The 18,088-nt window shown below is 60.6% G+C and carries 17 protein-coding genes; all 17 read left to right on the top strand.

The window, feature by feature from the left end; genetic code table 11:
* Positions 1 to 399 (top strand): cytochrome ubiquinol oxidase subunit I (locus tag FHT28_RS32520; RefSeq protein ID WP_168598497.1); only part of this gene is annotated, 399 nt, incomplete at its 5' end.
* A 6-nt stretch (positions 400 to 405) separates the two neighbouring features.
* Entirely contained in the window at positions 406 to 1,560 is a 1,155-nt protein-coding gene (gene cydB, locus FHT28_RS32525) for a cytochrome d ubiquinol oxidase subunit II (RefSeq protein WP_168598498.1), read from the top strand.
* Positions 1,561 to 1,578: 18 nt separating this feature from the next.
* The gene (gene cydX, locus FHT28_RS32530; protein ID WP_037197367.1) at positions 1,579 to 1,701 is read left to right on the top strand and encodes a cytochrome bd-I oxidase subunit CydX; all 123 of its coding nucleotides are present in this window, start codon (positions 1,579 to 1,581) and stop codon (positions 1,699 to 1,701) included.
* 326 nt (positions 1,702 to 2,027) lie between these two features.
* Positions 2,028 to 3,431 (top strand): PLP-dependent aminotransferase family protein, encoded by a 1,404-nt coding sequence (locus FHT28_RS32535; protein WP_037197549.1) that lies wholly within the window; start codon positions 2,028 to 2,030, stop codon positions 3,429 to 3,431.
* A 332-nt stretch (positions 3,432 to 3,763) separates the two neighbouring features.
* On the top strand, positions 3,764 to 4,048 hold the full coding sequence (locus tag FHT28_RS32540; protein WP_348645050.1) for a DUF983 domain-containing protein: 285 nt from the start codon (positions 3,764 to 3,766) through the stop codon (positions 4,046 to 4,048).
* A gap of 422 nt (positions 4,049 to 4,470) precedes the next feature.
* Positions 4,471 to 5,811 carry an MFS transporter gene (locus FHT28_RS32545; protein ID WP_168598523.1) on the top strand — a complete coding sequence of 447 codons (1,341 nt, stop codon included), beginning with the start codon at positions 4,471 to 4,473 and terminating at the stop codon, positions 5,809 to 5,811.
* 105 nt (positions 5,812 to 5,916) lie between these two features.
* The gene (locus FHT28_RS32550) at positions 5,917 to 7,806 is read left to right on the top strand and encodes a sugar phosphate isomerase/epimerase and 4-hydroxyphenylpyruvate domain-containing protein (RefSeq protein ID WP_168598499.1); all 1,890 of its coding nucleotides are present in this window, start codon (positions 5,917 to 5,919) and stop codon (positions 7,804 to 7,806) included.
* 83 nt (positions 7,807 to 7,889) lie between these two features.
* Positions 7,890 to 8,561 carry a TetR family transcriptional regulator gene (locus FHT28_RS32555; protein WP_168598500.1) on the top strand — a complete coding sequence of 224 codons (672 nt, stop codon included), beginning with the start codon at positions 7,890 to 7,892 and terminating at the stop codon, positions 8,559 to 8,561.
* A 139-nt stretch (positions 8,562 to 8,700) separates the two neighbouring features.
* On the top strand, positions 8,701 to 9,570 hold the full coding sequence (locus FHT28_RS32560) for a shikimate dehydrogenase (RefSeq protein WP_168598501.1): 870 nt from the start codon (positions 8,701 to 8,703) through the stop codon (positions 9,568 to 9,570).
* A gap of 180 nt (positions 9,571 to 9,750) precedes the next feature.
* On the top strand, positions 9,751 to 10,461 hold the full coding sequence (locus FHT28_RS32565) for a FadR/GntR family transcriptional regulator (RefSeq protein ID WP_113102840.1): 711 nt from the start codon (positions 9,751 to 9,753) through the stop codon (positions 10,459 to 10,461).
* A gap of 70 nt (positions 10,462 to 10,531) precedes the next feature.
* Positions 10,532 to 12,082: an ABC transporter substrate-binding protein gene (locus FHT28_RS32570; RefSeq protein WP_246705015.1), complete on the top strand. Its 1,551-nt coding sequence runs from the start codon at positions 10,532 to 10,534 to the stop codon at positions 12,080 to 12,082.
* Between the two features lie 54 nt (positions 12,083 to 12,136).
* A complete protein-coding gene (locus FHT28_RS32575) occupies positions 12,137 to 13,096 on the top strand; it encodes an ABC transporter permease (protein ID WP_168598503.1) in 960 nt (319 codons plus the stop codon).
* A gap of 3 nt (positions 13,097 to 13,099) precedes the next feature.
* Complete coding sequence (locus tag FHT28_RS32580; RefSeq protein ID WP_037197372.1) at positions 13,100 to 13,975, top strand: ABC transporter permease; 876 nt, start codon at positions 13,100 to 13,102, stop codon at positions 13,973 to 13,975.
* A 19-nt stretch (positions 13,976 to 13,994) separates the two neighbouring features.
* Positions 13,995 to 14,915, top strand: a complete 921-nt coding sequence (locus FHT28_RS32585; RefSeq protein WP_168598504.1) for a dihydrodipicolinate synthase family protein — start codon at positions 13,995 to 13,997, stop codon at positions 14,913 to 14,915.
* The gene (locus tag FHT28_RS32590) at positions 14,915 to 15,931 is read left to right on the top strand and encodes an ABC transporter ATP-binding protein (protein WP_168598524.1); all 1,017 of its coding nucleotides are present in this window, start codon (positions 14,915 to 14,917) and stop codon (positions 15,929 to 15,931) included. Before FHT28_RS32585 ends, FHT28_RS32590 begins: the two co-directional genes overlap by 1 nt.
* Positions 15,932 to 16,885: an ABC transporter ATP-binding protein gene (locus FHT28_RS32595; RefSeq protein WP_168598505.1), complete on the top strand. Its 954-nt coding sequence runs from the start codon at positions 15,932 to 15,934 to the stop codon at positions 16,883 to 16,885.
* A gap of 229 nt (positions 16,886 to 17,114) precedes the next feature.
* Positions 17,115 to 17,999 carry an AraC family transcriptional regulator gene (locus FHT28_RS32600; protein ID WP_037197375.1) on the top strand — a complete coding sequence of 295 codons (885 nt, stop codon included), beginning with the start codon at positions 17,115 to 17,117 and terminating at the stop codon, positions 17,997 to 17,999.
* The last annotated feature ends 89 nt before the right edge of the window (positions 18,000 to 18,088 follow it).

Genomic DNA, 18,088 nt, shown 5'->3' on the forward strand with positions numbered 1-18,088 from the left:
TTCCGCATCATGGTCGGTCTCGGCATGTTCTTCATCCTGCTGATGACGGTGTTCTTCTGGCTGTCGGCCCGGCGCAAGCTCGACCGCTATCCGCTGCTGCTGCGGATTGCCGTCTTCGCCATCCCGCTGCCCTGGGTCGCCATCGAACTGGGCTGGGTGGTTGCCGAATTCGGCCGCCAGCCATGGATCATCGAAGGCGTGCTGCCGACGGCTGCTGCCGTCTCCAATCTCGGCGCCGGCACCGTGCTTCTGACCATCCTCGGCTTCGCGGCGATCTATACCGCGCTGATCGTCGTCGAAATGAGCCTGATGGTGAAGGGCATTCGCAAGGGTCCGGAAGCGGACGACGAGCAGGAAGCCGGCCTCATCTCCCAAACCCTCATTCCCGCTGCGGAGTAACCTGCCATGATCCTTCATGAATTAATCGACTACGAGACCCTGCGCATCATCTGGTGGCTGCTCCTTGGCGTCTTGCTGATCGGCTTTGCCGTGACCGACGGTTTCGACCTCGGCGTCGGCACGCTTCTTCCCTTCGTCGCCAGGACGGATACGGAGCGGCGCATTGCCATCAACTCGATCGGCCCGACCTGGGAAGGCAACCAGGTCTGGCTGATCCTCGGCGGCGGCGCCATCTTCGCCGCCTGGCCGCCGCTCTATGCGGTGTCCTTCTCCGGCTTCTATCTTGCCATGTTCGCCATTCTGTTTGCGTTGATCCTGCGGCCGGTCGCCTTCAAATACCGGTCGAAGCGCGAAAGCGCCCGCTGGAAGGCCGGTTGGGACTGGGCGCTGTTCATCGGCGGCTTCGTTCCCTCGCTGATCTTCGGCGTGGCGGTCGGCAATGTGCTGCAGGGCGTGCCCTTCCGCTTCGATGACGACATGCGCATCTACTATGAAGGGTCGTTCTTCGCGCTTCTGAACCCTTATGCGCTGCTCTGCGGCCTTCTCTCGGTCTCCATGCTCACCATGCATGGCGCGGCCTGGCTGCAACTAAAGACGAGCGGCGATGTCGCAGAAAGAGCACGCCGTTACGGCAGTCTGGCGGCTGTGGCCGTGATCGTTCTCTTTGCACTGGGCGGCCTGTTTCTCTGGGCGGGGATCGACGGCTATCGCATTTCCAGCGCCATCGATGCGGCCGGCCCTTCCAATCCGCTGCTCAAGACCGTCGAGCACAGTCCAGGGGCGTGGCTTGTCAACTACGGTACGCATCCGTGGATGATGATCGCGCCGGTTCTCGGTTTCGTCGGCGCGGCCGCCGCCCTGCTTGCCATGCTGGCCCGGCGTGAAGTGACCGTGCTGTTGTTCAGCAAGCTTGCCATCCTCGGCATCATCTCGACGGTGGGTCTGTCGATGTTCCCGTTCATCCTGCCGTCGTCGCTCGATCCGCGCTCCAGCCTCACGGTCTGGGACGCGTCGTCCAGTCACCTGACCCTGTTCATCATGCTTGTCGTCACGGGCATCTTCCTGCCGATCGTGCTCGCCTACACTGCCTGGGTCTATCGGGTGCTGTGGGGCAAGGTCGACGAGAAGACGGTCAATGACAAGGGCGGTCACGCCTACTAACCTTCAAGGAGATTCCGCATGTGGTACTTCGCCTGGCTTCTCGGCTTTCCTCTGGCCGCCGCTTTCGCTGTCCTCAATGCCATGTGGTATGAACTCGTCGACGATCAGGCGAAAGAGAAAGCCTCCCAAAAGGGGCAATGATTATCAAGGCAACGCCAAATCGTTGCCCGGCCAAGCAGGAATGGCATCCCGGCTCGCGCCGGGCTGCCCCGGGACTGCCGCCGTCTGAGCGGCGTTTTCGCAAACTTGCTGTGCAGAAATGCCATCAATCTAGTTTTTGGTTCATTCAATTCTAGGGTTCTCTCGCTGAACGGAGCGTGTCAGCGACATGCCAGCTGCGACATTTGGTCATTCGTTGCCCGCAAAGTGGACGCGATGTTTTCGCGTGACGTGAGCCGCATGCAACAATATACGATCAATGTCGGTTGGATTTCTTTCCCCGTCCGATCATCATCGCGGAGCATGAAATGAAGAACTGGCATCCCGATCTCAGCCGCTCCTCAAATCCCCGATATATCGCCATTGCCGACCTGATCGAAATGGATCTGCGTAGCGGCGTTCTGGTGGTGGGCGACAGGCTGCCGCCACAGCGCGAGCTTGCGAAGCGCCTCAATATCGATTTCACGACGGTGGCGCGAGGCTATGTCGAGGCGCAGAAGCGCGGGTTGGTGGATTCCCATGTGGGTCGCGGCACATTCGTGACCGGTGGCGCCGACAAGGAGCGCCGTGGCTTCGTGTCAGATGCGGCGCCCGATCCGCGCCGCACCTCGATGGTCGACTTCTCGATGAACCTGCCGCCGGAGCCGAACGATCCGGACCTTGTTGCCCGCATGCGCGAAGGCATGTCCGCGGTGGCGACCAATCTCATTTCACTGCTGCGTTATCAGGGTTTCGGCGGCTCAAGCATGGACAAGGAGGCGGCTGCCGCCTGGCTCAGCCGCCGCGGGCTTGTGCCGTCGCAGGAGCGCATCTTCGTAACGCCAGGAGCGCATCCGGCCTTGCTCGCCATATTCGGTCTGCTTGCCAAGCCCGGAGAGGCGGTGCTGTCAGAAAGGATTACGTATCCGGGCATGCGTTCGATTGCCGCCCAGCTCCGGCTTAATCTCGCGGGCCTTCCGATGGATGAAGAGGGTATCCTGCCGGACGCCTTCGCCGAGGCCTGCGAACGGCTGCAGCCGAAAGCGCTCTATCTCAATCCGACGCTGCAAAATCCGTTGACGTTGACCATTCCGGAGAAACGCCGCGAGGCGATTGCGGCGATTGCTCGCGAATACCACGTGCCGGTCATCGAGGATGACGCCTACGGCTTCATTCCGCTGCATGGTCCCCCGCCGATCGCCGCCATCGCGCCGGATCTGGCCTGGCACATCGGCGGATTGGCAAAATGTATCGGTGCGGGGCTTCGCCTCGCCTATGTCGTTGCGCCGGATACGAAAGCCATATGGCCCTTCGTCAGCGCCATGCGAACCAACAATGTCATGGCCTCACCGCTGAATGTGGCGCTCGCAACCCGCTGGATAGAGGACGGCACCGCCGATGGCATTCTGCGCTTCATTCGCGCGGAATCGGCTGCGCGCCAGGCGATGGTGGCCAATATTCTGCCGGCCGGCAGCTACAATGCCGATCCGATAAGCTTCAATATCTGGCTGCCGCTGACCAACGGCTGGACGCGCTCCACGTTCGGCAGCCACATGCGCAACTCCGGCATCGGCGTCGTGGCGAGCGATGTCTTTACGGTCGACGGAACAGCGCCCGAGGCCGTGCGGGTCTGCCTCGGCGGCCCGATTTCACGCGAAAGATTGCAAGGCGCGCTGGATTTCATGGCGCATGCCCTGGAAGGCCCGCCGGAGATGGCAGCCTCATTTTTCTGAGTTCGCCCAGCTTCCCGAACGCTGCGATGGACAGGCGGCTCGCGACTGCGGGCGGCACACGCAATCCTCTGCTCCCGCTTCCGCTCTATTTACGCTGCGTCATTCTGCCGAATGGACAAACAATTCTCTTTCATTGCAATTACATTGTATGCATGCAATAATTCAAATTGAATGCATCATAACGCTGACTTACCGTTTGAAAGCGAGATTGCCATGGATACCGAATATCCCCCGCTGAAGCCGCTGCAGACCGGACTGAGATGCCGTTGCCCGCGTTGCGGTCAGGGACGTCTGTTCGACGGGTTCCTGACTCTGCGCAAGGAGTGCGAGGCGTGCGGGCTCGATTACTCCTTTGCCGACCGGCCGATGGGCCAGCCTTCTTCGTCATCTGCTTCGCCTGCATTCCGAGCGTACTTCTTGGTGTTTGGCTGGAGGTCGCTTATTCCGCACCGATCTGGGTTCAGTTTCTGGTGACCGGCCCCTTCATGCTGGCGACCTGCATTCCACCGCTACGGCCCTTGAAGGGTTGGTTGATCGCGAGCCAATATTTCTACAAGGCGGAGGAAGGCAAGCTCGTTCGTCTGCCTGCTACGGATGCACCTCAGAGTGTGAAATAAGTTTCGGGCCGCTCCGATCGAGAGCCGGTGCACATCATCGTCAGCTAACCGGAGAGACCGCCCGTAAGTGTCTCTGCGGCTATGGTGCGTTGCGATTGCCTCGCGCCTATGTATCGCCCCAAAAGCGGTTAACATCATATGCATAGACGGCTATTCCGATGCCTGAACCTGCCCGATTGAAAGGGCAGAGCCGGCATAGACCAATCTGGAAAAATAGGCCGGCAAGCCGCTTCAAACGGCGGTACTTTACAAAACGAACTAGTTCGTACATTATTTGTCGCGAGGAGTGACGAACGCTGCCATGGGTGGCGTCCATGGCTGCCAAGACAATCTTGGATGTCACGCGGGAGGGTGCCGGCCGAAGCTTGCGCTCAGGGATGCGGCATGTCTTCGAAACGGAAATGTTCTGGGGAGGAACGATGATGAAAACACCAGTCGAACATAAAACGCCGAAGCGCGCCGCCTTGGCGAGCTGGCTTGGAAGTGCTGTCGAATATTACGATTTCTTCGTTTATGGGACGGCAGCGGCGCTGATCTTTCCAAAGATATTCTTTTCTGCGGAAGATCCGCAGACGGCGGCAATCGCCTCGTTCGCCACCTTCGGCGTTGCCTATATCATGCGCCCTCTGGGTGCCGTTATCCTGGGTCATGTCGGCGACAAGTTCGGCCGCAAGAAGGTGCTCACCTTCACGTTGCTGCTCATGGGATTTTCGACCTTCATCATCGGCTGCCTGCCGACCTATCATCAAGCCGGCATATTGGCACCGATGCTTCTGGTTCTGGCGCGACTGCTGCAGGGCATCTCCGCCGCCGGCGAGCAGGCTGGCGCCAGTTCGATGACGCTCGAGCACGCGCCGGAGCATCGGCGTGCCTTTTTCACCAGCTTCACGCTAAGCGGCACGCAGGCCGGATTGATCCTTGCAACCCTCGTCTTCATACCGCTGGGGAGGCTTGACGAAGCCGCGCTCTTGTCATGGGGCTGGCGCATTCCCTTCTTCCTGAGCTTCGTCGTCGTCATCGTCGGTTTCTGGGTTCGCCGCACGCTGGCCGAGACCCCAGCCTTCCTTGAAGAGACTAAGAAGGGCGAGGTTGCCAAGTTGCCGCTGGTCGCCCTGATGACGAACTATTGGGCCGATGTCCTGCGCATCATCTTTGCCGCATTGATTTCGGTCGTCAGCACGATCTTCAGCGTCTTCACCCTATCCTATGCAGTCAACACCATGCATATCGACCGCTCCACCATGCTGACCGTGCTGGTGCTCGCCAATCTCGTGGCGCTTGGTGCGATCCCGCTATGGGCGACCCTGGCCGACCGCATCGGCCGAAAGCCCATCTTCATCTTTGGCGCCATCGGCTGCGCAATTCTGATCTGGCCCTATATCTGGGCGATCAGCCAAAACAACCTCACGCTCGTCTTCGTCCTCGGCATTCTGCTCTCGGGCGTGGTCTACAGCGCCTCCAACGGCATCTGGCCGGCGCTCTATGCGGAAATGTTCGACACCCGCGTGCGTCTGTCCGGCATGGCGGTCGGCACCCAGATCGGTTTTGCGCTCGGCGGCTTCGCCCCTGCGATCAGTGCCGCCTTAATGGGCACCGGGCCGATGGGCTGGGTGCCGGTCGCAGCATTTACCTCGATCACTGCCCTCATTGCCGCCGTCTCCGCGGCAACGGCGACAGAGACCTATCGGACACCGATCGACCAACTCGGCAGGGATATAGGCCGATACGCGGCTACGACGCCGCATGCCGACCGCGCCCTCTGACTATGAACGGGTGCCGGTGCGTTGTGCCGGCACCTCATAGCAGCAGCGGGGGCACGCGATCGCGGATGAATTTGTTGGAAATCGCCAAATGGATGGGATGACACAATGAAAACCTCGATCGCGACCGTTTCGATCAGCGGCGATCTCAAAGAGAAGCTGCACGCCATCGCCAAGGCCGGTTTCGACGGTGTCGAAATCTTCGAGAACGACTTCCTTGCCTTCGATGAATCGCCGCGCCAGGTCGGCCAGATGGTTAGGGATTACGGCTTGGAGATCACGCTCTTTCAGCCGTTCCGCGATTTCGAGGGCATGCCCGAGCCGTTGCGCAGCCGCACTTTCGATCGTGCCGAGCGCAAATTCGATCTCATGCAGGAAATGGGCACCGATCTTGTGCTTGTTTGCTCGAACGTCTCTTCGGCGGCGCTTGGCGGCATCGACCGTGCTGCCGCCGACTTTTTCGAGCTTGGGGAGCGGGCGGCAAAGCGCGGTCTTCGCGTCGGATACGAGGCGCTTGCCTGGGGGCGGCATATTCACGATCACCGCGATGCCTGGGAAATTGTCCGACGTGCCGATCACCCAAATATCGGCCTCATCCTCGATAGCTTCCACACGCTTTCGCGCAAGATCGACGTCAATTCGATCCGGTCGATCCCGAAGGAAAAGATCTTCATCATCCAGCTTGCAGACGCACCGCTGATCGATATGGATCTTCTTTATTGGAGCCGTCATTTCCGCAACATGCCGGGCGAGGGCGATCTGCCCGTCCTCGATTTCATGAATGCGGTAGCGGCGACGGGCTATGACGGCTATCTCTCGCTCGAGATTTTCAACGACCAGTTCCGCGGCGGCTCTCCGACGGCCATTGCCGTGGACGGGAGGCGTTCCCTTGTCTATCTAGGCGATCAGGTCCGCCGCGCCGTAAGCGGCAGCAACCTGACGCTGGCGCCCATGCCGCCGCGTGCCGGAGTCGAGGGCGTGGCGTTCATCGAATTCACCGTCGATGAAGCCGAGATATCGGCCCTCTCCGATCGCCTGCGCGGGCTGGGCTTCCGGCATGTCGGCCGCCATAAGACCAAGCGCGTCGATGTCTTCAGGCAGGGAGGCATCAATCTGGTCGTCAATGCGGATCAAGGCGGATTTGCCGGCGCTTCCTATGCGCTGCACGGGCAATCGGCCTATGCGATGGGCCTATGGGTCGGCGACGCGCAGGCGGCCCTTGCGCGTGCCGTTGCGCTCGGCGCCGAGCGTTTCGAGCAGTCGCTGGATCCCGGCGAGATCGAAATGCCTGCCATACGCGGGATCGGCGGCGGCATCCTCTATTTCCTCGATCGCCAGAGCCCGCTCGGGCGGATCTGGGAGATCGAGTTCGACCCCGTCGAGGATAGTGCCGATCTGCAGCCGGTAGGTTTGACAGGCATCGACCATGTCGCGCAGAGCATGAAGTATGATGAGCTGCTGACCTGGTTGCTGTTCTATACGGCGATACTCGATGCGCATAAGACGCCGATGGTCGACATCATCGACCCGGCCGGTGTCGTTCGAAGCCAGGTCGTCGAAAATGACCCGGGTACGTTGCGGATCACGCTGAACGGTGCGGAGAACCGCAATACGCTGGCCGGCCATTTCATCGCCGAGACATTCGGCTCGGGCATTCAGCATCTGGCCTTTGCGACCGACGACATCTTCGCGACGGCATCGGCCCTTTCGGCCAACGGCTTCGTGACATTGGCGATCTCGCCGAATTACTACGACGATCTGGAAGCCAGGTTCGGCCTTGACCCGGATTTCACCGAGCGCCTGAAGGCACATAATATTCTCTACGATCGCGACGAGCATGGCGAATATTTCCAGCTCTACAGCCCGACCTATGGCGAAGGCTTCTTCTTCGAGATCGTCCAGCGCAGCGGCTATCGCGGCTATGGCGCGGCGAACGCCATCTTCCGCATCGCAGCGCTGAGGCGGCATCTGCGACCGATTGGTCTGCCGAAGCGTTAGGCTCTCCCCATTCGCGTTGAGGCTGTGTTAAAGCTTTGATCTTCGATGGCGGGCATCGATGAACCCAGGAAGACGAGCAAGGCATGACCAAAGCGCAAGCGGCCAAGATCGAGCGCCTTACGCGAAAGAACGATCCCGACGCGACCAAGGAAAATATTCTGAAGATCGCGACGGAAGAGTTTGTCGCCGCAGGCTTTTCCGGCGCTCGCGTTGATGAGATCGCCGAGCGCACCAAGACCTCCAAGCGGATGATCTATTATTATTTCGGCAGCAAGGAAGGGCTCTATCTCGCCGTTCTCGAGCAGGCGTACACCAAGATCCGCACGCTGGAGAGCGAACTCGATCTGCAGAACATGCCGCCCGTTCAGGCCATGGCCCAACTGATCGAAAGCACCTTCGATCACGACGATCAGAATCCCGATTTCGTGCGCCTTGTCAGCATCGAGAATATTCATCGTGCCGAGCATATGAAACGCTCGGTCGTGCTATCGGAGATGAATATCGCCGTGATCGACATCATCACCGAGATCCTGGCGCGCGGCTATGCCGACGGCAGCTTTTCGCGCCGGGTGGACCCGGTCGATCTGCACATGATGATCAGTGCGCAATGCTTTTTCCGCGTATCGAACCGCCATACCTTCGGGGCGATCTTCGAACGCGACCTATCTTCCGATGAATTAAAGAATCGGCACAAGGCATTGATAGTCGATGCAATCTTGGCTTTCTTAAGAACACCTTCCTCTGAGATTACATGAGAATCTGAACCGCCGGAGGATATCGACCGACGTTACCCCGGAATAGGGTTTCTGCGGCGTTCATTGACTTTACGTACTAGTTCGTACATTTTGATTGTGGGCCGAGATATTCCATTGACTCGCCGCTCGGGAGGATAGATTGAACACTCAGGCAGCCATCATTCCGCGTCAACTTCATGTCGGCCTGATAGGCGCGGGCATCGGCCGCTCGCTGACGCCGGCCATGCATATGCGCGAAGGCGAGCATTGTGGCCTTTCCTATCAATACGATCTGATCGATCTTGAGGCACGGGGTCTTTCCGTGTCGGATCTGCCGGCCCTGATCGATGAGGCCGAGGCAGCGGGTTTCGCCGGCCTGAATATCACGCATCCCTGCAAACAGGCTGCCGTCGCGCTGGTCGATGAACTGTCGCCGGATGCCCAGGCGCTGCGATCGATCAATACGATCGTCTTTCGTGGTGGGCGCAGGATCGGGCACAATACGGATTGGTGGGGCTTTGCGGAGAGCTTTCGTCGTGGGCTTGGCGATGTCTCGCTTGATCGTGTCGTGCAGTTGGGAGCGGGCGGCGCCGGGGTTGCCGTCGCGCATGCGGTGGCGCAAATGGGCGCGCGCTCGATCGAGATCTTCGATCTGGACCAGTCCCGCGCGCATGCGCTTGCCGATCAGTTGCAGGCGGCTCATGCCACCTGTTCCTTCTCCGTCGGTCACAACCTCGCTGAAGCCTTGAATGGGGCGGATGGTCTCGTGCATGCGACACCGACGGGCATGGGCGCCCACCCTGGCCTGCCGCTCGAGGCCCATCTTGTTTCGGATCGCTTCTGGGTCGCGGAGATCGTCTATTTCCCTATCGAAACGGAACTGGTGAAACTTGCCAGACAGAAGGGATGCCGGGTTCTCGATGGCGGCGGCATGGCGGTGTTCCAGGCGGTCAAGGCTTTCGAACTGTTCACAGGCATTCGCCCCGATGCGGAGCGCATGATGCAGCATTTCGACTCGCTGCGTTCTTAGACCATCGGATAATCCCCTGAAACGAATGGTGCGGAAGATGCCGGGTTGATAGCCCGGCCTTTTTGCTTTGGAGGCGAATTCAGGCAGCCGCCATCCGGCCTCTTCGTGCATGCACTCATCTACTTGACGGATATCCTACAAGTTCATAGGATCAATGCCGATACTTCGGGGGGCCGTTTCATGGTCGGCAAAGTCATTCAGCCTTTGATGCGCGCGCCGTTGCTGCATGTTTCGGTGCAGGAAAGCCTGCGCAGCTATATCGCCGACAACGGTCTGGAACCGGGCACGCCGCTGCCGGCCGAAGGCGAACTGGCGACGCAGCTCGGCGTCAGCCGCAATTCCCTGCGCGAGGGCATCAAGGCGCTAGAATCCCTGGGTGTGCTCGAGACGCGCCGCGGCATCGGCATCTTCGTCAGGGCGTTTTCCTTTGGGCCGCTGCTGGACAATCTCGCCTATGGGCTCGGCAATGCGCTGCGCTATATGGAGGAGGTGCTGGAAATTCGCCGCACACTCGAAGTCGGCCTCATCGGCAAGACGCTTGAGATGATCGGGCCGGAGGATCTGGCCGAACTGCGCGCCACCGTCGACCGCATGCGCATTCATGCCGAGCGCGGCGAACCCTTCGCCGAGGACGACCAGCTGTTTCATCGGCTGCTGTTTCGCTGCCAGGGCAACGAGACCTTCGTCCGACTGATCGACGTGTTCTGGCTCGCTTTTTACAAGGCATCCAACTTCTTCGACCTCGACAATGCCGATCCCATGGCCACGTGGAGGGACCATGAGGCGATCGTCGATGCCGTCGAAGCGAAGAATTTGAAGGAGGTGCGCATGCGCCTCGACCGCCACTATGAGGGGATTTCGAGGGTGATAGCCAACAACAAGAAGGGTTAGCGACCCAAAACTAGGGAGGAGGATTATGATGAGGGAGCTTTTTTGTCTGCCGGCAATCGCGCTGGGAGCGATGATGTCGATCACCGGCGTGCCGGTCTTAGGTGGTGTGGCCGCGCCCGCAACTGCCGCGACATTGTCTGGTGGATTCGACGTTGGCCCCGGCGGCTTTCAAGGCAATTTCAATCCGCTGGCTGCGACCGCCGGCTTAACCTGGCTCAGCATCTATTTCGAGCCGCTGATCAGCTATGACGAAAAGCTGGAGAAGATCGTCGGCGTGCTTGCCTCTTCCTATGAGGTAAGCCCGGATCAGCTCACCTATACGTTCAAGCTTGCGGATGCCAAATGGCACGACGGTAAGGCCTTCACGGCCAAGGACGCCAAATTCACCATCGAGCTTGCTGCCAATGCCAAGACGGGTTCGATCTTCGCAGCTCGCCTGAAGGTTTTATCCGCGATCGAGACGCCTGACGATCATGCCTTGATCATCAAGCTTTCCGCTCCCTCCGCCAGTCTCCTGGACACGCTGACGAAGATAATGATGCTGCCGGAGCATGCGCTTGCGGCCGTACCCGCCGATCAGCTTGCGAAAAGCACCTGGTGGTCGACCTCGCCGATTGGGACAGGTCCGTTCAAATTCGTCAAATATGTACAGGATCAATATGTCGAGCTGACCGCAAATCCGGACTATCGCGGCGGCAAGCCCGTCCTCGATCGTTTGATCAATCGCTATTTCGCCAATCCTGCTTCGGCGATCTCGGCGCTGCGCGCCGGCGAAATCCAGTTCACTTACATCGATTCCAACGATGTGCCGACCTTCAAGGACGATAAATCCTTCCGGGTGATCGAGGGAGCTTCCTTCGTCGTCAACTATCTGGGCTTCAACCAGGACTCGCCGCTGTGGAAGGATCTCCGTGTCCGCCAGGCCGTCATGTATGCCCTCAACCGCGATGCGATCATCAAGAGCCTCTATGGCGGCGCGGCAAAGCCGGCCAATTGCGCCTATGTGGCGGGTCAGCTGGTTCCGGAAGGTATCGAGGCCTATCCCTACGATCCTGCCAAAGCCAAGCAGCTGTTGGATGAGGCCGGGTGGAACAAGATCAACGGCGACAAGCCGGTTACGTTGCTGACCTATTACAACACCCCGCTTGCCACCAACGTGCTGGCGGCGGTGCAGGCAATGCTCGCGCAGGTCGGGATCAACGTCGTGCCGCGCGCGGTCGATGCGCCGACCTATAACGGTCTGGTGCTCAAGCCTGACGCTGATGCATCACAGTTCCAGCTTGTCTATGCGGGTTTGCAGAATGGCCCCGATCCGAGCAACATCAATACCGGGCTCAACGAAAAACAGATCCCGCCGGCGGGCGCCAATGTCGTGCGTGCCCGCATGCCGGATCTGACCAAGGCACTCGACGCCGCCATTGCCGAGACGGACGTCGCCAAGCGCCACCAGCGCTATCAGGATGTCTGCAAGGTCATGAACAAGGATCTGCCCTGGGCGACCATGTGGGTGGCGAACCGCTATGGTGTCGTTTCATCGAAGGTAAAGGACTTCATCTGGACGCCCGCGCCCGGCGGTGGTCCGTATGTGGCCCATCCGGAAGCGTGGAAACTCTCCGAATAGGCTTTCGGCCGGTCGCGGGCTGCGGCTGGCTCATCCTTCAAGCGCGGATTCGATATGCTTCGTTCCTGTCTCAAGCGTCTGGCGATCGGTATCGGCATGCTCATTGCGCTGAGCATGCTGGTCTTCGTGCTGCTGCGGCTGACACCAGGCGATCCCATCGATGCCTATATCGATCCGAGCACGCCGCTGTCTCCGGCTGCCATGGCCGATCTGCGCGATAGACTTGGGTTGGATCAGCCCTTGCCGGTGCAATATATCGGGTGGCTGCAGCAGGCCTTGCACGGCAATTTCGGCTATTCGATCAAGCGGCTGGATCAGCCGGTGCTGACGCTGATGCTGTCGCGCATAGGGCCGACTCTCCTGCTGATCGGCTCCGCACTTATCATGGCGATCGTCGCCGGCATTGCCGCTGGCGTCATCGGCGCCGTCAGGCGCAATTCCGTAACCGACGTTTCGCTCTCCGTCCTGGCGCTGGCCGGCATATCGAGCCCGGCCTTCCTGAGCGCGCTTCTCGGCCTCTATATCTTTGCCGTGCGTCTCGGCTGGCTGCCATCCGGGGGCATGTTGACGCCGGGCGAGGATTTCTCTCTTGGCGACCTGCTCCGGCATCTCATCCTGCCGTCCGCACTTCTGGCGGTCGCCCAGGCGGCTTTGATCATGCGCTACATGCGCGCCTCGCTGCTCGAAGTCCTCAACCAGGATTATGTGCGCACCGCGCGGGCCAAGGGCGTGGTCGAGTTCTGGGTTATCGTCAAGCACGCTCTGCGCAACGCCCTGCTGCCTGTTGTCACCGTCATCGGCTCGACCATTGGGCTTGCCATCGGCGGGGCGATCTTCATCGAGAGCGTCTTCAACTGGCCCGGCATGGGCCTGCTGCTCGTCGATGCGGTCACGACCCGTGATTACCCTGTGATCATGGGAGCAACGCTGGTCGTCGGCGCCTGTGTCATCGTCGTCAATCTGCTGACCGACATCGCCTATGCGGTGGTCGATCCGCGCATCAAGGTGGGATGAGCGATGCTGGCGCGAACCGAACGACCAAGTCACGGCCCTCTGGCCCGCGCATTCGACCGCTTCCGGCTGAACGGAGCGGCGCTGTTTGGCGTCTGCATCGCCGCGCCGATGCTGGTGTTCATTCTGTCTTATCCGCTGTGGTGGCGGTTCCAGCCGAACGACATCGACCTTCTGGCGATGAATTCCGCACCCAATGCGACGCATTGGTTCGGAACCGATGGTGTCGGACGCGATGTCTTTGCGAGAGTCCTCGAAGGCGGTCGTATTTCGCTGATGGTGGCTGCGGGTTCCACTTTGATTTCGGCGCTGATCGGCTTCCTGTTCGGTTCCATTTCGGCCTTTGCCGGTCGTTGGGCCGATGCGCTCAGCATGCGCTTCGTCGATCTGGTCATGACCCTGCCGCCGGTGATCTTCCTGCTGGTGCTCGCCTCCATCACCGGCACCGGTATCCTGCCGACGATCACGGTCATATCGCTGCTGTCCTGGCCGCTGCTTGCGCGCATGGTGCGCTCAAGGCTGCTCGAATTGCGCGAACGCGATTTCGTGACGGCCGCGCGCGGCATGGGCGCCGGGCTGCCGCACCTTCTGCTGCGTCACGGCATGCCGAACTGTATCGATATTCTCGTGGTTTACGCGACGACCCAGGTTGCCAATGCGATCCTGCTGGAGGCGGGGCTCTCCTTTCTCGGGCTTGGCATTGCCCCGCCGGCAGCAAGCTGGGGCAACATGCTGAATGCCGCCCGCTCCACCGCCGTCCTTGAACAATATCCCTGGCAATGGCTGTTTCCCGGCGCCGCGCTGATTCTTGCCGTCCTTGCCATCAATTTCATCGGCGACGGATTGAGGGATGCCTTCGATCCGCGCGCCGAGCTTCATTGAACCAGGAAAGAAAGAGACAATGAGCAAATTCAAGGGTGTGGTGCCCCCCGTCGTAACGCCGCTGAATGATGATTTCACGGTGGATTACAAATCCTATACGCGGGTTCTGGAGCATCTGATCGAGGCCGGTTGCCATGGCGTCTTCGTGCTGGGCTCGACGAGCGAAGTCGTCTTCCATGAGGAGAAGACACGGCGGGAGATCATCGAACATTCGGCCAAGGTCGTGAATGGCCGCGTTCCGCTGCTGGTCGGCACTATCGACGCGACTACCGACCGCGTGATCGCCCATTCGCAGATCGCCAGGGCTTCCGGGGCGGATGCCGTCGTCGTGACGGCGCCGTTTTACACGGTCACCAGCCAATCCGAGATACTCGATCATTTCCGCTATATCCGCGACGCCGTCGACGTGCCGCTTGTCGCCTATGACATTCCAGTTTGCGTGCATGTGAAGCTGCTGCGCCAGACGGTGGTGACCCTTGCCAAGGAAGGCACCATCATCGGGCTGAAGGATTCCAGCGGCGACGACGGCAACTTCCGCTACGCGCTGCTCGATCTCGCCGATCACAAGGACGTCTTCCTGATGACCGGCTCCGAGATCGTCGTCGACAATGCCTTGCTGATGGGAGCGCATGGTGTGGTTCCCGGTATCGCCAATGTCGATCCGCATGGCTACGTCCGCCTCTGGGATGCGGCACAGCGAGGCGATTGGGTCGCGGCGCGGCGCGAACAGGAGCGGCTTTGCCGCCTGTTCGAGATCGTCTGGGTGGCGCAGGGCCGCGTCAGCGGCGGCGCGTCCGGCATCGGCGCTTTCAAGGCAGCGATGAAAAGCCTCGGCATCATCGATACCGCCATCATGCCGCGTCCGCGCGCACCGCTCAATGCGGAAGAGACGGCCAGGATCGATGGGATCCTGCGGGAAACGGGGCTGCTCCAGATATGATGACGCCGGCCGCCGAACCCGTTCTCGACATCAAGGGGCTGAGGACCGTCTTCCGTACCCGTGGCGGCGAGTTGACGGCGGTGCGGGATGTCGACCTGACCATTGGCGCTGGAGAGACCCTGGCGCTGGTCGGGGAATCCGGTTCCGGCAAGTCGGTTACCAGTCTTTCAGTCATGCGGCTGCTGACGCGCAATGTCGGCGTCATTGCCGCCGGAAGTATCAGGCTGCGGGACAAGCAAGGCGTCGTCAGCGATCTCGCCACCCTGGACGACAGGCATATGGGCGCGATACGCGGCGATGATATCGGCATGGTGTTTCAGGAGCCGATGTCGAGCCTCAACCCGGTGCTGACCATCGGCGACCAGATCGCCGAACCGATCCGCATCCATCGCAAGGCTGACCGCAGGACGGCAATGCGCAAGGCTATCACGCTGTTGGAGAGCGTCGGCATCCCCGATGCGGAGCGGCGGGTGCGGCAGTATCCGCATGAGCTTTCCGGCGGCATGCGGCAGCGGGCGACCATCGCCATGGCGCTCGCCTGCGACCCGGTGCTGCTGATCGCAGACGAGCCGACAACGGCTCTCGACGTCACGATCCAGGCGCAGATCCTCGAACTCATGCAGCGGCTGCAACGGGAGCGCGGCATGGCGATCCTTTTCGTCACCCACAATCTCGGTGTGGTGGCCGAAATCGCCCATCGCGTCGCCGTCATGTATGCCGGCCGGATTGTCGAGGAAGGACCGGTCGGAACAGTGTTTCGCGATCCAAGGCATCCTTATACGCAGGGGCTGCTTGCCTCCATGCCGCGCCTCGGCGAGGCAACGCGGATGCGGCAAGCCGGCGAACAGCTGGCCGCCATTCCGGGTGTCGTGCCGGGACTGACCAGGATGCCTCCAGGCTGCGCCTTCGCACCGCGCTGTTCTCACGCCATTGCCGCCTGCGCCGAAGCAGTGCCGGCTCTGGAGACTGTTGGTGCGGGGCATGCGAGCCGCTGTATCCGCTGGCGGGAGATCTAGATGACCGAACCGCTTCTCTCCGTGCGCCGCCTTGCCAAGGACTATGTCTCCCGAGGCGCAAAGCTTGCCGTCCTTCGCGATATCTCCTTCGATATCGGCAAGGGGGAGGTCGTGGGGCTCGTGGGTGAATCTGGTAGCGGCAAGACGACGATAGGGCGCTCTGTCCTCAGGCTCGTCGAGCCCACCGCCGGAAGCGTCCGTTTCGATGGCACCGAGATCACCGGTCTTCGCGCGGGAGCGTTGCGACGCATGCGGCCACGCATGCAGTATATCTTCCAGGATCCCTTCGCCAGCCTATCGCCACGCATGACCATCGGCGAGATCCTGACGGAAGGCCTGAAGATACAGCGTATCGGCCATCGCCTGGATCGGCTCGACAGGGCGCGAGCAGCGCTCGAGCAGGTGGATCTGCCGGCAGAGGCGATCAATGGCTATGCGCATGAGTTTTCCGGCGGCCAGCGACAGAGGATCGGCATCGCACGCGCGCTTGCGCTCGGACCGGAGTTTCTCGTGGCCGACGAACCCGTCTCAGCGCTGGATGTCTCTATCCAGGCCCAGGTGATCAATCTGTTGCGCGGCCTGCAGCAGCGGCTCGGCCTGACCATGCTGTTCATCTCGCATGATCTCGCCGTCGTCGAATATGTCTGCGATCGGGTCATTGTACTCTATCTCGGGCGGATCATGGAGATCGCCGCGGGCGCCGATCTCTATGCCCGCCCCAGCCATCCTTATACGCGCGCGCTCCTATCAGCCATTCCGTCCCCCGATCCGGATGCCCGGCGCGACCGCCAGATCCTGAAGGGCGACATTCCCAGCCCGGCAAACCCGCCCAGCGGCTGCGTCTTCCGAACGCGTTGTCCGCATGCTCTCGATGCATGTGCAGCAACAGTGCCCGAGTTGCGCGAAGTCGTGCCGGGACAATTCAAGGCATGCATCCGCAACGATCTGGATTGAAGTCGCTTCATAATATCGCCACGCCCCTCGCATTGCGGTTTGTCATACTGCACTGCACATTTGGCCAACGAAGGGGCCATTCATGTCAAAAAAGTATCGGCCGAGCGTTCAGGGCGTAGTAGCGGGGGGCGAATACGAGGCGTAGATTTACCACATAGAAGACGTGATGGCCTCTGGGAGGAGGCCCCGCAACCGGATTGAGCACGGGCGGGCGAAAGGAGGCTGGCTGATGAACCCCGATTTGGAAGTTGTTGCGATCGGCAGCGGCGAGTCCTTCAAGGCCTGGGAGCATGGCTATCCCTACCGCACGGTTCGCTGGCATTTTCACCCCGAGTATGAAATCCATCATGTCGTGGCGACCACCGGGCAATACTTTGTCGGCGATTTTATCGGCGAGTTCGAGCCGGGCAATCTGGTGCTGACGGGGCCGAACCTACCGCATAATTGGGTGAGCGACGTCCCGGTCGGCGTCACCCTTCCTCTGCGCTGCCGCGTCCTGCAATTTTCCGAATCCTTCTTTGCCGATGCGAGCAGGGTCTTCCCGGAACTGTCCGCTTGCGCAGGCATATTGGAAACGAGCCGCCGTGGTGCGCTCTTCACGCCCGAGACTGCCGCAATCGTCGGCCCAATCCTTGGTGAGTTGGTTGAGGCGACCGGCATCCGCCGTATCGAGCTTTTCATGAACATTCTCGACGCCATGAGCAGTGCCTCGGATACGCGCTCGCTTGCCAGCGCCGGTTACCAGCCGGATCCGTCTGGCTTCATGTCCGCGGGTGTCAATCAGGCGCTGTCCTATATCAATGCACATCTGACCGAGCCATTCAGCGAATGTGACCTCGCCGAGTTGACGGGCCAGAGCCCGAGCGCTTTTTCGCGCAGCTTTCGCCGCCACACCGGCATGGCGCTGGTGCAATATGTCAACCGACTGCGGGTCAACTTCGCCTGTCACCTGCTGATGAGCAAGGCGGATATGTCGATCACCGACATCTGCTTTGCCGCCGGCTTCAACAATATCTCGAATTTCAATCGCCGTTTTCTGGATCAGAAGGGCATGGCGCCCTCACGGTTCAGATCACTGTTGGCACAGCATGCTCGTGCGGTGGAGGCCGCCTAACCAAGGGGAGGACAGGGAGGAGAGACAACAATTCAGGCCAAGCGAACGGGCACCTCTGTCGCCCGAAGGAGATCGTTTGTCCGAAAAAT

Origin of the sequence: Rhizobium sp. SG570 (assembly GCF_012275345.1) — a bacterium.
Taxonomy (GTDB): domain Bacteria; phylum Pseudomonadota; class Alphaproteobacteria; order Rhizobiales; family Rhizobiaceae; genus Rhizobium; species Rhizobium lusitanum.

Coding starts and splice junctions, on each gene's coding strand:
- FHT28_RS32570 (WP_246705015.1), top strand. CDS start 10,532: ATGATGTCGATCACCGGCGTGCCGGTCTTAGGTGGTGTGGCCGCGCCC.
- FHT28_RS32580 (WP_037197372.1), top strand. CDS start 13,100: ATGCTGGCGCGAACCGAACGACCAAGTCACGGCCCTCTGGCCCGCGCA.
- FHT28_RS32600 (WP_037197375.1), top strand. CDS start 17,115: ATGAACCCCGATTTGGAAGTTGTTGCGATCGGCAGCGGCGAGTCCTTC.
- cydB (WP_168598498.1), top strand. CDS start 406: ATGATCCTTCATGAATTAATCGACTACGAGACCCTGCGCATCATCTGG.
- FHT28_RS32565 (WP_113102840.1), top strand. CDS start 9,751: ATGGTCGGCAAAGTCATTCAGCCTTTGATGCGCGCGCCGTTGCTGCAT.
- FHT28_RS32545 (WP_168598523.1), top strand. CDS start 4,471: ATGAAAACACCAGTCGAACATAAAACGCCGAAGCGCGCCGCCTTGGCG.
- FHT28_RS32585 (WP_168598504.1), top strand. CDS start 13,995: ATGAGCAAATTCAAGGGTGTGGTGCCCCCCGTCGTAACGCCGCTGAAT.
- FHT28_RS32550 (WP_168598499.1), top strand. CDS start 5,917: ATGAAAACCTCGATCGCGACCGTTTCGATCAGCGGCGATCTCAAAGAG.
- FHT28_RS32555 (WP_168598500.1), top strand. CDS start 7,890: ATGACCAAAGCGCAAGCGGCCAAGATCGAGCGCCTTACGCGAAAGAAC.
- FHT28_RS32575 (WP_168598503.1), top strand. CDS start 12,137: ATGCTTCGTTCCTGTCTCAAGCGTCTGGCGATCGGTATCGGCATGCTC.
- FHT28_RS32595 (WP_168598505.1), top strand. CDS start 15,932: ATGACCGAACCGCTTCTCTCCGTGCGCCGCCTTGCCAAGGACTATGTC.
- FHT28_RS32535 (WP_037197549.1), top strand. CDS start 2,028: ATGAAGAACTGGCATCCCGATCTCAGCCGCTCCTCAAATCCCCGATAT.
- FHT28_RS32590 (WP_168598524.1), top strand. CDS start 14,915: ATGACGCCGGCCGCCGAACCCGTTCTCGACATCAAGGGGCTGAGGACC.
- cydX (WP_037197367.1), top strand. CDS start 1,579: ATGTGGTACTTCGCCTGGCTTCTCGGCTTTCCTCTGGCCGCCGCTTTC.